Annotated in this window: 12 protein-coding genes; 11 read left to right on the forward strand and 1 reads right to left on the reverse strand. The window is 65.3% G+C overall.

Annotated features, from left to right (window positions below; translation table 11 throughout):
- Nucleotides 1-8: 8 nt before the first annotated feature.
- Nucleotides 9-668, reverse strand: coding sequence for a dihydrofolate reductase family protein (locus ACEN9F_RS13725; protein ID WP_413420575.1), 660 nt, complete (start codon nucleotides 666-668; stop codon nucleotides 9-11).
- 336 nt (nucleotides 669-1,004) lie between these two features.
- Here ACEN9F_RS13725 and ACEN9F_RS13730 point away from each other — a divergent pair, with 336 nt between their 5' ends.
- The 11 genes from ACEN9F_RS13730 (at nucleotide 1,005) to ACEN9F_RS13780 (ending at nucleotide 13,577) form a co-directional block, all read left to right on the forward strand.
- Nucleotides 1,005-3,428 (forward strand): TonB-dependent receptor, encoded by a 2,424-nt coding sequence (locus ACEN9F_RS13730; protein ID WP_413420576.1) that lies wholly within the window; start codon nucleotides 1,005-1,007, stop codon nucleotides 3,426-3,428.
- A gap of 22 nt (nucleotides 3,429-3,450) precedes the next feature.
- On the forward strand, nucleotides 3,451-4,485 hold the full coding sequence (locus tag ACEN9F_RS13735; protein ID WP_413420577.1) for a LacI family DNA-binding transcriptional regulator: 1,035 nt from the start codon (nucleotides 3,451-3,453) through the stop codon (nucleotides 4,483-4,485).
- Between the two features lie 38 nt (nucleotides 4,486-4,523).
- A complete protein-coding gene (locus ACEN9F_RS13740; protein ID WP_413420578.1) occupies nucleotides 4,524-5,279 on the forward strand; it encodes an SDR family NAD(P)-dependent oxidoreductase in 756 nt (251 codons plus the stop codon).
- Nucleotides 5,280-5,296: 17 nt separating this feature from the next.
- Nucleotides 5,297-7,291: a DUF4962 domain-containing protein gene (locus tag ACEN9F_RS13745; protein WP_413420579.1), complete on the forward strand. Its 1,995-nt coding sequence runs from the start codon at nucleotides 5,297-5,299 to the stop codon at nucleotides 7,289-7,291.
- A 12-nt stretch (nucleotides 7,292-7,303) separates the two neighbouring features.
- A complete protein-coding gene (locus ACEN9F_RS13750; RefSeq protein ID WP_413420580.1) occupies nucleotides 7,304-8,254 on the forward strand; it encodes a sugar kinase in 951 nt (316 codons plus the stop codon).
- A gap of 47 nt (nucleotides 8,255-8,301) precedes the next feature.
- Entirely contained in the window at nucleotides 8,302-9,579 is a 1,278-nt protein-coding gene (locus ACEN9F_RS13755) for an MFS transporter (RefSeq protein ID WP_413420581.1), read from the forward strand.
- A complete protein-coding gene (locus ACEN9F_RS13760; protein WP_413420583.1) occupies nucleotides 9,576-10,340 on the forward strand; it encodes a GDSL-type esterase/lipase family protein in 765 nt (254 codons plus the stop codon). Before ACEN9F_RS13755 ends, ACEN9F_RS13760 begins: the two co-directional genes overlap by 4 nt.
- 14 nt (nucleotides 10,341-10,354) lie before the next feature.
- On the forward strand, nucleotides 10,355-11,206 hold the full coding sequence (locus ACEN9F_RS13765; protein WP_413420584.1) for a fumarylacetoacetate hydrolase family protein: 852 nt from the start codon (nucleotides 10,355-10,357) through the stop codon (nucleotides 11,204-11,206).
- Nucleotides 11,203-11,976 (forward strand): polysaccharide lyase family 7 protein, encoded by a 774-nt coding sequence (locus tag ACEN9F_RS13770; protein ID WP_413420585.1) that lies wholly within the window; start codon nucleotides 11,203-11,205, stop codon nucleotides 11,974-11,976. Before ACEN9F_RS13765 ends, ACEN9F_RS13770 begins: the two co-directional genes overlap by 4 nt.
- Entirely contained in the window at nucleotides 11,973-12,677 is a 705-nt protein-coding gene (locus ACEN9F_RS13775) for a ribonuclease activity regulator RraA (RefSeq protein ID WP_413420586.1), read from the forward strand. The genes ACEN9F_RS13770 and ACEN9F_RS13775 overlap by 4 nt, the downstream gene beginning before the upstream one ends.
- 111 nt (nucleotides 12,678-12,788) lie before the next feature.
- Entirely contained in the window at nucleotides 12,789-13,577 is a 789-nt protein-coding gene (locus ACEN9F_RS13780; RefSeq protein ID WP_413420587.1) for an SDR family NAD(P)-dependent oxidoreductase, read from the forward strand.
- Nucleotides 13,578-13,596 lie beyond the last annotated feature (19 nt).

Consider the following 13,596-nt stretch of genomic DNA (forward strand, 5'->3'; position numbering starts at 1 on the left):
CCGATTTGTCAGGCGTCGCCGGGCTGGCGGCGCCGAAGCACAACATGGGTCGCCTTCTCCGTCCCCACGAACTCGACGCACTCATAACCGAGAGCCCGCAGGTCCGCCCCCTCGAACAGGCGCTCGCCACTCCCCAGCAGGACCGGCGAGATCGCGATATGCAGTTCATCGATGAGCGCCTCTTGCAGATACTGTCGGATCACGTTGGCCCCTCCCCCAATGCGCACGTCCATGCCGTTCGCCGCTTCGCGCGCGCGGTCCAGTGCTTCGTGTATGCCGCCCGTGACGAAGTGAAACGTCGTGCCGCCTTCCATCTGGATAGATGGACGCGCATGATGGGTCAGGACGAAGACCGGAACATGGTAGGGTGGGTTGTCTCCCCACCAGCCGTTCCAGCGCATGTCGGGCCAAGGCCCCCGAACCGGTCCGAACATGTTCCGCCCCAGAATCCACGCTCCGACGTTGCTGAATCCCCGCGCGGCAAAATCGTCGTCGACGCCGGTCGTGCCATCGCCCTCGCCGTGGGCCCGCTGGAAGGTGCGTGTCGGGATGAACCACTGGTGTAAATCGGTCCCACCCACGCCGAGCGGATTATCGATATCTTGATCCGGACCCGCGCCATATCCGTCTATAGATATCGTGAAGCTTTCAACTCGGACTCGTGTCATTCTGATTTCTCCATTGGAGTGGACGCATGGAATTGGCCGGCGGCGGTAAGAATACTCTAACGCATTCGAAGGTCGTTGTGTCGGAGCGAGGCAACGGGAACGCGGCGCCGCCAGACAAATTCTGGTTGACTTTGCTGAGCGATGCTTTATCCTTACTAAATCGTTGCAGTAAATCGTTACAGCTCACGGCCGCCAACTCCGAATGAGCCGTAAATTGTTGTAAATATATTTTTTTGCGATTTTACTGCAACGATACAGTAAATCGTTGCAGCTTTTCTGCGGCAATGGTTGTACAGTTGAATGTACAAAAATCATAAATATAAAACGGAGACAAAGATGACTGGTCAAGGAAAACGGGGGGCCGTGCAGCACCGGCTCAGCCCCATCGCATCTGCAGTTGCTTTAACGATTTTTGGTACCAGCCTGACGGCGCAGGCGCAGCAAGCCGCCACCGATAGCACTGAACAACTGAAGCTGGAGACGGTCGTGGTCTCGGCCAACCGCCGCATCGAAAAACTCGAGGACGTGCCGGCGTCGATCACCGTGCTCGGCGAGGAAGACATCAAGCGCAACAACGTGCGCGAATTCGTCGACATCGTCAACCTGTCACCCGCCCTGTCGATCTCCGTCGGCACCCAGGTCGGCACCAACAGCATCAATATGCGCGGCATCGGCACCACCTCCAACAACCTCGGCATCGAGGGCGACATCGCCGTCATCGTCGACGACCTGCCGTACGCCCAGGCGCAGCAGGCGTTCAAGGACATGTCCGACGTCGCCCGCGTCGAAGTGCTGAAGGGGCCGCAAAGCACGCTGTTCGGCAAGAGCGCGATCGCCGGCGCCGTGGTCATCACCACCAAGCCGATCGGCTCAGGCCCGATGCAGGGCCGGGTCAGCCTGTTCAACACCAGCGACCACGAATACCGCGTCGCCACCTCGCTCAGCGGCCGCCTCAGCGACGACGTCGGCCTGCGCCTGTTCGCCAGCAAGACCAACTTCCCCGGCCTGCTGCACAACCTGACCAACGACAGCATGCAGAACGGCTCGGGCGGCAGGAACTTCATGGCCAAGCTGCAATGGAAAATCAACCGCGACCTCGACCTGCTGATCTCGCCGCACTTCGACCACTCGCTGTCGACCGGCAACACGGCCGCCATCACCTCCATCGATCCCGGCGTCGGCTACCTGTACAACAAGAACTACACCGCGCTGTCGAACACCCAGGTGCTGCGCGGCATCCACGTCAGCCCGTTCAACCGCGAGATCCGCAACGATTCGCCGTCCGGCCTGGAGTCGACCGACCGCGGCCTGGGCCTGCGCATCAACTATGCGTTCCCGGACGGCTCGCCGCTGGCCGGCCATGTGCTGACCTCGATCTCCTCGGTCGACAACAACCTGTCCAACGACTTCCGCGACAACGACAACATCGACCTGATCTCCACCTACTACCAGGTGAACGCGGCCGGCAAGCCGTCGGGCATCGCCGATTCGCCGATGATCAACGGCACCACCGGCAGCAAGACCTCGACCCAGGAAATCCGACTGACCTCGCCCGACGACGGATCGTTCCGCTACCTGGTCGGACTGTGGATCGCCCGCAACTCGGTGGACCGCACCTATTACCGAGGCAACGCCTTCGTCAAGGAAACCAACTACACCAATTACGAAACCGCGTCCGGCAGCCTGAACCACGCGATCTACGCCAACGCCAACTGGGACTTCGCCCCGAACCAGAGCCTGACCGGCGGCCTGCGCTTCAATCAGGAGTCGAACGACTACATGTTCCACACGATCGACAGCCTGTCGTCCAGCGCGCCGTCGAACGTGCACACCGGCGAGAACTACTACCAGGCGCCGCAGCACACCGAGAACGCCACCACCGGCAAGGTGGCCTACAGCTACCACTTCACGCCGGACGTGATGGCGTATGGCTCGGCGTCCACAGGCAGCAAGGGCGTGGCCTACGACATGACCAGCGGCGCCAACAACGTCAACGTGTTCGCGCACCTGCCGCTGGCGTCGGAAAAGGCCACCAGCTTCGAATTGGGGTTCAAGGCCAACCTGTGGAACAACCGCGCCACGCTGAACGCGGCGCTGTTCCAGACCCGCTTCCGCGACTACCAGACCTCGGCCACCGAGCGCTTCTCCGACGGCAGCCAGGCCAGCGTGTTGTACAGCATCCCGGAACTGCAGACGCGTGGCTTCGAAGTGGACGGCACGGCGCTGCTGACGCGCGCGCTGATGGTCAAGGCCAGCGTTGCCTACACCCGCGCCACGATCCTCGACTGGAACCAGGGCCCGTGCTACAGCGGCGCCAAGGACTGCACCGTGCCCAACGTGCTGGTGCCCGGCGCCTTCGTGCGCGACGCCAGCGGCGGCAGCATGCCCAACTCGGCCAAGTGGAAGATGAGCATGGGCGGCGAGTACACCATGCCGCTCGCCGCCATCCCCTACGTCGCCGCGGTCAATATGCAGATGCGCGCGCAGTCGGCGGTGGTGGGCGCGATCAGCCAGGATCCAGGTTTGAACCGGCCCGGCTATGGTATCTTTGATCTCGGTGCATCGCTGAGCGACAACAAGGGCAAATACAAGCTCTCGGTCGGCATCAAGAATCTGTTCGATCATCACTACGCATCGGGCAACGTCGGTTCCTTCCTGAACTTCAAGCAGACCTCCGGACCGGACATCAAGTCCTACGGCTGGCAACCTGCGCGCGACGCCTTCCGCTATGCGACGATCCGCCTCGACATGGTCTTTTGACCGATGAATTAAAAAGGAAACTATGAGCGAACCAAAAATTCAGGACGTGGCACGGCTGGCCGGCGTGTCCCCGTCCAGCATCTCGAATTTTCTGAACAACCGGATGGAGCAGATGCGGCCGGACACCCAGCGCAAGATCCAGCAGGCGATCGAGCAGCTGGGCTACCGGCCCAACAACGCCGCGCGCCAGCTGAAAACCGGCGTGGCCAAGATGGTCGGCCTGCTGGTGCCGTCGCTGGCGAACCAGTTCTTCGGATCGCTCGCCTGCGCGGTGGAGACGGCCGCCGCGCGGCACCAGTGCCACGTCATGACCTTCAGCACCTTCCGCGATCCCGACCGCGAACGGGCGGTGATGGCCGACCTGCTGGCCTATGGGGTGCAAGGCATCATCACCGGCTCGGCGCTGAACGACACCGACCACCTGGCGGCGATGACCTCGCGCTGCCCGGTGGTGGCGTTCGACATCAAGCGCTCGGAGGACAACCATGAACGCATCATGACGATCTCGGTGGACAACGCCGCCGCGACGGCGATGGCGGTCGAGCACCTGGTGGCGTTGGGCCACCGCTCGATCGCGCTGGTCTCGCCGCCGCCGTACACGCTGAACCGCCAGGACCGGCTCAAGGGCTTCCAGCAGGCGGTCGCGCAGGCCGGCATCGCCGGCGAGCTGGTGATCGCCGATGCCACCGACGCACCCAGCGATCCGCACGGCGACACCCAGTTGTTTGAACTGGGCCGCAGCGCCGCAGCGCGCATCCTGGCGGCGCCGGGCAAGCCGACGGCGGCCATCGCCATCAACGACATGATGGCGATCGGTATCGGCATCGGCCTGAAACAACTGGGCAAGCAGATACCGCGCGATTTTTCGCTGATCGGGATTGACGATATTTTCTTCTCCGCCGCGCACGACCCGCCGCTCACCACCTTGCGCCAGCCGATACAGGCGATGGCCGACGCCGCCGTCCAGCGCATCCTCGCGCCGGGCACGACGCCGGTCGCCGAGCTGTTCGCGCCGGAGCTGATCGTGCGGGCCTCGACAGCGGCGCCAGCAAAGTAACCAGCACACCCCACCCACACACTAAAGAGAGCACTGCTATGGAACTTATCGGAAAACGCGCCCTGGTCATGGGCGGCGCATCGGGCATCGGCAAGGCCACCTCGCTGGCATTGGCACAGGCGGGCGCGGACGTCGTCCTGACCTACTGGAGCAGCAGCGACGAAGCACAGGAAGTGGTGGCGCAGATCCGCGCCATGGGCCGCCGCGCCCAGGCCATCAAGGCCGACCTGACCGACAGCGCCATCGCCGAGCAGGTGTTTGCCGAAGCCGAAGGCGCGATCGGCGAGATCGACACGCTGTTCGCCAACATCGGTGGCCTGATCCAGCGTTGCCGCGTGGTCGACATGCCGCTGTCGCTGTGGAACGAGGCGATGAACCTGAACCTCACCAGCACCTTCCTGATCTGCCAGGCGGCGCTGAAGCGCATGGAGCCGCGCAAGAGCGGCGTGATCGTCACCATGTCGTCGCTGGCGGCATTCGACGGCGGCGGTCCCGGTTCGGCGCACTACGCCTCGTCCAAGGCCGCCGTCGCCACCTTCACGCGCGCGCTGGCCAAGGAAGTCGGCCCGCTCGGCATCCGCGTCAACGGCGTCTCGCCGGGCCTGATCGCCACCCGCTTCCACGACACCTTCAACACCCCGGCCAACCGCCAGGCCATCGCCGAACGCACGCCGGCACGCCGCGAAGGCGAGCCGGAGGATGTGGCCAACGTCGTCGTCTTCCTCGCTTCCGAACGCGCCGCCTTCCTCGCCGGCGAAATCATCCAGGTCAATGGCGGCCTCGGTCTCTACTGACAAGATCCGGAGAATCCATGAATCATCACTTCACACGACGCCAGTTTGTTGGCGCCGCTGCCCTCGCTTTGCCTGTGATAAGCGCGCGCCAGGTCATGGCGCAGGATGCGCGCGAGGCGCTGGGTACCATGATCGGCAAGGCGCTGCCCGGCGCCCATCCGCTGGAAACCCTGATGCAGGCGCATCCGGCGGCCTTGCGCGCCGACCTGCGCGGCGTGCATCCGCGCGTGTTCACCACGGCCGCCGGCCTGACGGACATGCGCCAGCGCGCCCGCACCAGCCACCGCGCCATCTGGGAAAAGGCCCTGGCCGGACTGGTCGCCATGCGCGAGGAGCCGGCGGCGTCGCCGGCGCAGGTCCGGCGCGCGCAGAACACGGTGGCGATCGGCATGACGGGCGCCGCGCTGGCCTACAAGATCGAGGGCGACCAGCGTTATCTCGACGCCGCCAAACGCTATATGGATGCGGCGGTCAGCTATCCGGTCTGGGGCTATACCTTCAGCAAGCCGGACATCGACCTGGCCGCCGGACATCTGCTGTACGGCATGGGCACCGCCTACGACCTGCTGTTCGATGTGCTGAATGAAGAAGAGCGCAAGCGCTACCGCGACAAGATCGTGCGCCAGGCGCGCTTGCTGTCGGCGCACTTCATGCCGAAGCCGGGCAAGTCGTATTCGTACAGCCAGAACCACTGCTTCATCCCGATCGCCGGACTGGCGGTGGCGGCGTATGCGGTGTGGGACGAGGTGCCGGAAGCGGCCACGTGGGCCGCGCTGTCGCGCGCAATCTTCAGCCGCGTGATCGATATCTCCTCGCCGGACGGCTATTTCTACGAAGGCGTCGAATACTGGGTGTTCTCGATGCCGTGGATTATCCACGCGCTGGACGCCTTTGCCCACGCGGCGGGCGACGATATGTACGATGCCCCTGCCCTGCGCAATGCCCACCTCTACATGGCGCACTCGCTGACGCCAAACGGCCAGGACGTATTCGACTTCGGCGACGTGTTCGAAGGCCCGCTGACCCGTGCGCGCCACGGCGCGGAGGCGGCGCGTACGCACCCGGACGGCAAGCTGCACTCCAACTACAACCTGCTGTACCGCCTGGCCGCTCGCTTCGGCAACAAGGATGCGCAGGGCGTCGCCAACTGGATGGCGTCGCTGGGCCATGTGTGCGCCGAAGACTTCTGGAGCCTGCAGTGGTACGACCCGGCGCTGGCCGCCAGCCCGATGTCGTCCATCGCGCCGCACCATCACTTCGAAGACCTGGGCACGGTCTACTGGCGCAGCGACTGGACGCCGAAGGCCACCGCCTTCGCCTTCCGCGCCGGCCCGCCGGAAGGCCACCACGTCTCCGCGCTGATGGCCAGGATGCCCGACTGGCACCTGGAGATGGGTCACTCGCACCCCGACGCCGGCAGCTTCATGCTATACGGCGGCGGCAGCTATCTGACCGGCCCGATGGGCTACGCCGGCATCCCGAGCAGCAAGTTGAGCAACACGCTGCTGATCGACGGCCAGGGCCAGGCCAACGAAGGCGGCGGTCACGACGCCTTCCGCGACTATCCGTATGCGCGGCTGGACAGCATCCGCATCACCAGCATCAAGCTGGGACGCGACCATGCCGACATCGTCGCCGACCTGACCGGCGCCTATCGCCCGGAGCTGGGCGTCGAACGGCTGGAGCGCCGCTTCAGCCTTGCACGCGGCGCCTGGACCACCACCGACCGCATGCGCGCCAGCAAGCCGGTGGTGCTGACCGCGCAGGTGCACGGCGACCACGCGATCACGAAGCAGGCGGACAGCCGCTTTGTCGTCGCCGGCCAGCCATCGTCGCTGAAGGTCGAGGTCCGCAGCAAGGCGGTCAAGGCCATCATCGAACCGGGCGTGGTGATCGCTGCCGGACCGCCGGGCAATGTCGACAAGGGACCGCGCGAAGAGCGCGGCACCGTGCTGCGCCTGTCGCTCCCGGCCGGCAAGGACGCCACGCTGGTCACCGGCATGAAGTTCTAAGGAGAGCATTCCATGCGGATTCCCGACGTCGTCACCATTGGCGAGGCGATGGCCCTGATGATCGCGCGCCAGCCGGGCCCCCTGGCCCAGGTTGTCGAATTCGAGCGCGCCACCGCCGGCGCGGAGCTGAATGTCGCGGTGGGCCTGAGCCGGCTGGGCTTCCAGGTCGGCTATATCACCAGCCTGGGCCAGGATAGCCTGGGCAGCAACCTGCGCGACTTCATGACGGCCGAGGGAATCGACCTGCGCCACGTCCATACCGATCCGCGCTACCCGACAGGCTTCATGTTGAAATCCGCGGTGCACGACGGCACGGACCCGGAAGTGGAATACTTCCGGCGCGGCTCGGCGGCCAGTTATTTATCGGCCGCCGACATGCCGCCGAATGGCGACGACTTCCGGCAGGCGCGCCTGCTGCACCTGACCGGCATCTCGCCGGCGCTGTCGACCGGTTGCCGCAAGCTGGTGCTGGAACTGGCGGCACAGGCGCGGGCCAACGGCCGCATCGTCACCTTCGATCCCAACCTGCGGCCGCGCCTGTGGCCTTCGCAGCAAGAGATGATCGCGACGCTAAATGCCCTGGCCGGCATGGCCGACGTGGTCATGCCCGGCCTGGCCGAAGGCCGGCTGCTGACCGGCCGCCGGCACGCGACCGATATCGCCGACTTCTACCTCGCGCTCGGCGCGCGCCAGGTGGTCATCAAGCTGGGCGCGGAAGGCGCGTATTTCGCGGATGCCCGGCAACGCGGCATCGCGCCCGGCCTGCCGGTGGCCAAGGTGGTCGACACCGTCGGCGCCGGCGACGGCTTTGCGGTCGGCGTCATCAGCGCGCTGCTGGAGGACCTGCCGCTGGCTGCCGCGGCGGCGCGCGGCAACGCCATCGGCGCGCGCGTGGTGCAGTATCGCGGCGATTGCGAGGGCCTGCCCGACCGCGCGCAACTCGGGGAGGCGCACCCACCCTGATTCATAGCCTGACCACATAAACCATAAAGAATTCTGGAGACATGGGCATGAGAACAATGAAAGGTTTGCGCTGGCTGGTGATCACACTGGTCGCCATCGCGACAATTATCAACTACATCGACCGTTCGGCGCTGGCGGTGATGTGGCCGGGTATCGCGTCCGAACTGGGCATGGACAAGCGCGACTACGCCAACATCATCACGGTGTTCCTGATCGGCTACGCGGTCGGCCAATCGCTGTTCGGCAAGCTGTTCGACGCGCTCGGCACCCGCATCGGCTTCCTGCTGTCGATCGCGGTGTGGTCGGTGTCCATCGGCCTGCACTTCGTCGCGCGCTCGGCGCTGTCCTTCAGCCTGTTCCGCATCATGCTGGGCGTGGGCGAAGCAGGCAACTGGCCCGGCGCGACCAAGGCCATCGCCGAATGGTTCCCGGTACGCGAACGCGCGCTGGGACAAGGCATCTTCGGCGCCGGCGCCTCGGTCGGCTCCATCATCGCGCCGCCGCTGGTGGCCTTCCTGTACGCCTATGTCGGCTGGAAGACCACCTTCATCCTGATCGGCGCCCTGGGCTTCATCTGGATCGTGCCCTGGATGATCATCTACAAATCGGGCCCGGACTCGCATCCATGGATCAGCACCGGGGAACGCGACTACATCCTCACCGGCCAACAGCGTCCGGCCGAGGCCAAGGCCGCCGCCGAGTATGTGCCGACCTGGTCGCAGCTGCTAAGCCACCGCCAGAGCTGGGGCGTGATCGTTGCGCGCTTCTTCATCGATCCGATCTGGTGGCTGTTCGTCGGCTGGCTGCCGCTGTACCTAAACGAGAAATTCCATTTCGACGTCAAGCAGATCGGCATGTTCGCCTGGGTACCGTATGTCGGCGCCGGCATCGGCGCGATCACCGGCGGCTGGCTGTGCGGCTCGCTGCTGGAGCGCGGCTGGTCGGTCAACGCGGCGCGCAAGCTGGTGATCGCGCTGGGACTGGCGATCATGTTCCCCGCCCTGATCCTCAGCGCCATGGCGGCGACGCCGCTGCTGGCGGTGCTGTCGATCGGCGTGATCCTGTTCGGCTTCCAGGCCGCGATCACCAATATCCAGACCCTGCCCAGCGATTTCTACTCGGGCAAGACAGTCGGTTCGCTGGCCGGCATCAGCGGCACGTCGGCGGTGATCGGCGTGATCGTCTGCATGCAGCTGGTGCCCGAACTCACCGCCGGCGGGAATTACACGCCGTTCTTCGTTCTTGGGGCCGTGCTGGTGCCGCTGGTGTATCTGGCGATCTGGCTCGGCGGTCCCGTCGTCCCCGTCAAGGAGAAAAAACCATGAACCATCGTTTCAGCAAACTGCTCATCGCCCTGACCCTGATCAGCTGCCAGGCCTGCGCGCAGGTCAGCCCGCCCGCCAAGCCCAGGCTGAGCGCCTCGGAAGCGTTCGAGAAGCAGGACAATGGCGTCTTCCTCAAGCACCACGAAACCTTCCTCGCGCGCGCGAAGAGCGGCCCGATCGGCCTGCTGTTCCTCGGCGATTCCATCACCGAGCGCTGGAAGGTGGCGCCGCATATCTGGGAAACCTACTACGGCAAATACCAGCCGGCCAATTTCGGCATCGGCGGCGCCCGCACGCAAAACCTGATCTGGCAAATCGAGCACGGCGAACTTGACGGTATCGCGCCCAAAGTCGCGGTGCTGATGCTGGGCACGAACAACAGCCTCGATTACAACGCCGAGGAAATCGCCGCGGCCGACCGCAAGATCGTCGCCATGGTCCGCGCCAGGCTGCCGCAGACGAAGATCCTCGTGCTGGGCATCTTCCCGCGCGGGCCGCGCGAACCCAAGGGCGGCGCCATCACCCAGGCTTCCGTCGACGAAACGGCCAAGCGCATGCAGACCATCGACGCCGTCAACCGCGACCTGGCCAAGCTTGACGACGGCAAGACCATCCGCTTCCTCGACATCAACCCGGTCTTCCTCGGCCAGGATGGCAAGATCCCGAGCGCCATCATGCCGGACCAGCTGCACCCCGGCCCGGCCGGCTACCAGCTGTGGGCGGACGCGATGCAGCCGCTGCTCGACAGCATGATCAAATAAACGGGAACCCCAATATGAGACTGTTACGCGTGGGCGCTCCGGGCGCCGAGAAACCCGCCGCGCTTGATGCGCAAGGCGGCATCCGCGATCTATCGGCGCTGGTGCCGGACCTGACGCCGGAGTGGCTGTCGCCTGAGCGCCTGCGCGCGCTGGCCGCCATCGATCTTGAACAGCTGCCGCTGGTCGATCCGGGCGTGCGCATCGGCGTGCCGGTGGCGGGCATCCGCCAGTTCATCGGCATCGCGCTGAACTACCGCAAGCACGCCGAGGAATCCGGCCAGGCGCTGCCGGCCGAACCCATCGTCTTCACCAAGGCGCTCACCTCGCTGAGCGGCCCGAACGACGACATCGTCATGCCGCCAGGCTCCGGGCACAGCGACTGGGAGATTGAGCTTGGCGTCATCATCGGCGGCACCGCGCGCAGCGTCGCGCAGGAGCATGCGCTGCAGTACGTGGCCGGCTACTGCGTGGCCAACGACCTGTCGGAACGCCATTGGCAGAACCATCGCAACGGCCAGCTATACAAGGGCAAAAGCTTCGACACCTTCGGCCCGATCGGCCCATGGCTGGTGACCGCCGACGAGATTCCCGATCCGCAGGTGCTGGACCTGGAGCTGAGTTTGAACGGCGAGGTCAAACAGTCCAGCAATACCTCGGACATGATCTTCCCCGTCGCCTACATCGTTTCCTATCTGAGCCAGTTCATGACGCTGCTGCCCGGCGACGTGATCGTCAGCGGCACGCCCGGCGGCGTCGGCATCGGCTTGAAGCCGCCGCGTTTTCTGCAGAAAGGCGATGTGCTCCGGCTCGGCATCGCCGGATTGGGCACGCAAACGCAGCACGTCGCCACCAGGGAGTTTTCATGAATATATTGAACCGCACCTTGTGCCTGCTGGGCGCCAGCCTGCTGGCCGCGCCCAGCCATGCGCAGACGGCCTTCACGCCGCAGCAGGAATTGAGCGGCGTGTTTGAACTGGAGGGCAATACACCGTATCCATCGCCCTACGCCGGCACGCTCAACTTCAGCGCCTTCAGCTCGCGCTACGATTCCGGCCATGGGCACGGCTACCGCAACGAGCTGAAAGTGACCGGCAAGCAGCGGCGCACCGCCGACCAGACGCGGGAGCACTTCTCCGCCCGCGTCACGATCAACCTGCCCGACGGCGCCAAGACCATCGTCGCCCAGTATCACGGCGAGGGCCTGGATACGCTGGTGAAAGTCTTCGTGCAGGACAGCGCCGACGCCAAAGGCATGGACGGCAAGGCCGGCAACGGCGTGTTCGACGTGCTGGTGCGGATCCTCGGCACCGACGGCAAGGAAGTGACGACGGCGATGGGCACGGCGCGTTCCGGAGAGAGCTTCGACCTGGATATCCGCTTTGCCAACCGCGAGGCTATCGTCGCGGTCAAGACCGACAAGGGCGGCGCCATCCAGACCGGGCTCACCAAGGTCAAGGCCGACAACCGGAATATCTATTTCAAGTTCGGCGACTACCTGCAGGCGCTGGATCCCGACACCAAGGCCCACACCATCGTCGCCGCCAAGTGGGATGCCTACTATCTGCAGAACCGCATCGACCACAGCCAGGTAAGTTTCAGCAACACGGTGTTCGAGCGTGGCCAGGAGGCGAAATGACCGATCCCGACACGCTGGCGACGCTGAAGACGGTCAGCACCGCCACCCTCACTTCGCTGCTGTACAAGCGCGGCTTGCGCAATGTGTTCATCCAGGGCGCGCGGCCGCTGAAGCCCGGACAGCGCCTGGCCGGCCCCGCCTACACGCTGCGCTACATTCCATCGCGCGAGGACCTGGACGGCATCGAAGCCTTCCGCGATCCGCGCCATCCGCAGCGCGTGGCGGTGGAAGAAATCCCGCCGGGCGCGGTGCTGGTGATGGACTGCCGCGGCGACGCATCGGTGGCCTCGGCCGGCAGCATCCTGGCCACCCGCATGCAGGTGCGCGGCGCGGCCGGCATCGTCACCGACGGCGGCCTGCGCGACGCCTCCGGCATCGCCGCGCTGGACATGCCGGCCTGGTGCTCCGGCCCTTCGGCGCCGACCAATCTGATACGCCACCACGCGCTCGACATCAACGCGCCGATCGGCTGCGGCGGGGTGCCGGTCTACCCCGGCGACATCATGGTCGGCGACGACGATGGCGTGGTCTGCATCCCGGCGCACCTGGCCGGCGAGATCGCCGTCGAAGCGGTCGAGATGGAACGCTTCGAACAGTTCGTGCTGGAGGAAGTGCGGCGCGGCGTCGCCATCATCGGCCTGTATCCGCCGACCGCACCTGAAACCAGGACGCGCTACGAAGCCTGGCTGGCGCGCCGCTGAACGCCGGCATGATTGTGGATCTTCAAAAGGTGACCTGAACTTATAGCAGATAATAAAAGACCGCCGCAGGGACTATATTGTCTGTACTGACCAACTTATGAAGGATTCATCATGCGTATCGACTTAAGCGGCAAGACCGCCATCGTCACCGGCTCCACGCGCGGCATAGGCTACGCCATCGCCACCGGACTGGCCGGCGCGGGCGCCACCGTGGTCATCACCGGCCGCAAGCAGCAGGACGTCGACAGCGCGCTGGCGTCGTTGCGCGCCAGCGTGCCGGGCGCCGTGGTGCGCGGCGTGGCGGCCGACCTGGGCAACGCGGCCGGTTTCGAGGTGCTGAAGGCCGCCGAACCGCAGGCCGACATCCTGGTCAACAATCTCGGCGTATTCGCTCTGCAGCCCTTTGCCGAGATCCCGGACGAAGAATGGACCCGCTTCTTCGAGATCAACATCATGTCCGGCGTGCGCGCCAGCCGCGCCTATCTGCCTGGCATGCAGCAGAAAAACTGGGGCCGCGTCGTCTTTATTTCGTCCGAATCCGGGCTCAGCATCCCGGCCGACATGATCCACTACGGCTTCACCAAGACCGGCAACCTGGCCATCTCGCGCGGGCTGGCCAAGAGCCTGGCGGGCACCGGCATCACCGTCAACGCGGTCCTGCCCGGCCCGACGCTGTCGGAAGGCGTGCAGCAGCTGGTGGCGCCGGATGGCGACTACGCCGCCGCCGAGCGTGCCGCGAACGACTTCGTGAAGGCGCACCGCAGCTCGTCCATCCTGCAGCGCGTCGCCACGCCGGAGGAAGTGGCCAACATGGTGGTCTATGTGTGCTCGACGCAGGCCTCGGCCACCACTGGCGCGGCGCTGCGGGTCGACGGCGGCGTGGTCGACACCATCGCCTGATAGTCGCGATAACCGGCGA

Origin of the sequence: Duganella sp. CT11-25, assembly GCF_047302815.1 — a bacterium.
Lineage (GTDB): Bacteria > Pseudomonadota > Gammaproteobacteria > Burkholderiales > Burkholderiaceae_D > Rugamonas.

Coding starts and splice junctions, on each gene's coding strand:
- ACEN9F_RS13725 (WP_413420575.1), bottom strand. CDS start 668: ATGACACGAGTCCGAGTTGAAAGCTTCACGATATCTATAGACGGATAT.
- ACEN9F_RS13730 (WP_413420576.1), top strand. CDS start 1,005: ATGACTGGTCAAGGAAAACGGGGGGCCGTGCAGCACCGGCTCAGCCCC.
- ACEN9F_RS13735 (WP_413420577.1), top strand. CDS start 3,451: ATGAGCGAACCAAAAATTCAGGACGTGGCACGGCTGGCCGGCGTGTCC.
- ACEN9F_RS13740 (WP_413420578.1), top strand. CDS start 4,524: ATGGAACTTATCGGAAAACGCGCCCTGGTCATGGGCGGCGCATCGGGC.
- ACEN9F_RS13745 (WP_413420579.1), top strand. CDS start 5,297: ATGAATCATCACTTCACACGACGCCAGTTTGTTGGCGCCGCTGCCCTC.
- ACEN9F_RS13750 (WP_413420580.1), top strand. CDS start 7,304: ATGCGGATTCCCGACGTCGTCACCATTGGCGAGGCGATGGCCCTGATG.
- ACEN9F_RS13755 (WP_413420581.1), top strand. CDS start 8,302: ATGAGAACAATGAAAGGTTTGCGCTGGCTGGTGATCACACTGGTCGCC.
- ACEN9F_RS13760 (WP_413420583.1), top strand. CDS start 9,576: ATGAACCATCGTTTCAGCAAACTGCTCATCGCCCTGACCCTGATCAGC.
- ACEN9F_RS13765 (WP_413420584.1), top strand. CDS start 10,355: ATGAGACTGTTACGCGTGGGCGCTCCGGGCGCCGAGAAACCCGCCGCG.
- ACEN9F_RS13770 (WP_413420585.1), top strand. CDS start 11,203: ATGAATATATTGAACCGCACCTTGTGCCTGCTGGGCGCCAGCCTGCTG.
- ACEN9F_RS13775 (WP_413420586.1), top strand. CDS start 11,973: ATGACCGATCCCGACACGCTGGCGACGCTGAAGACGGTCAGCACCGCC.
- ACEN9F_RS13780 (WP_413420587.1), top strand. CDS start 12,789: ATGCGTATCGACTTAAGCGGCAAGACCGCCATCGTCACCGGCTCCACG.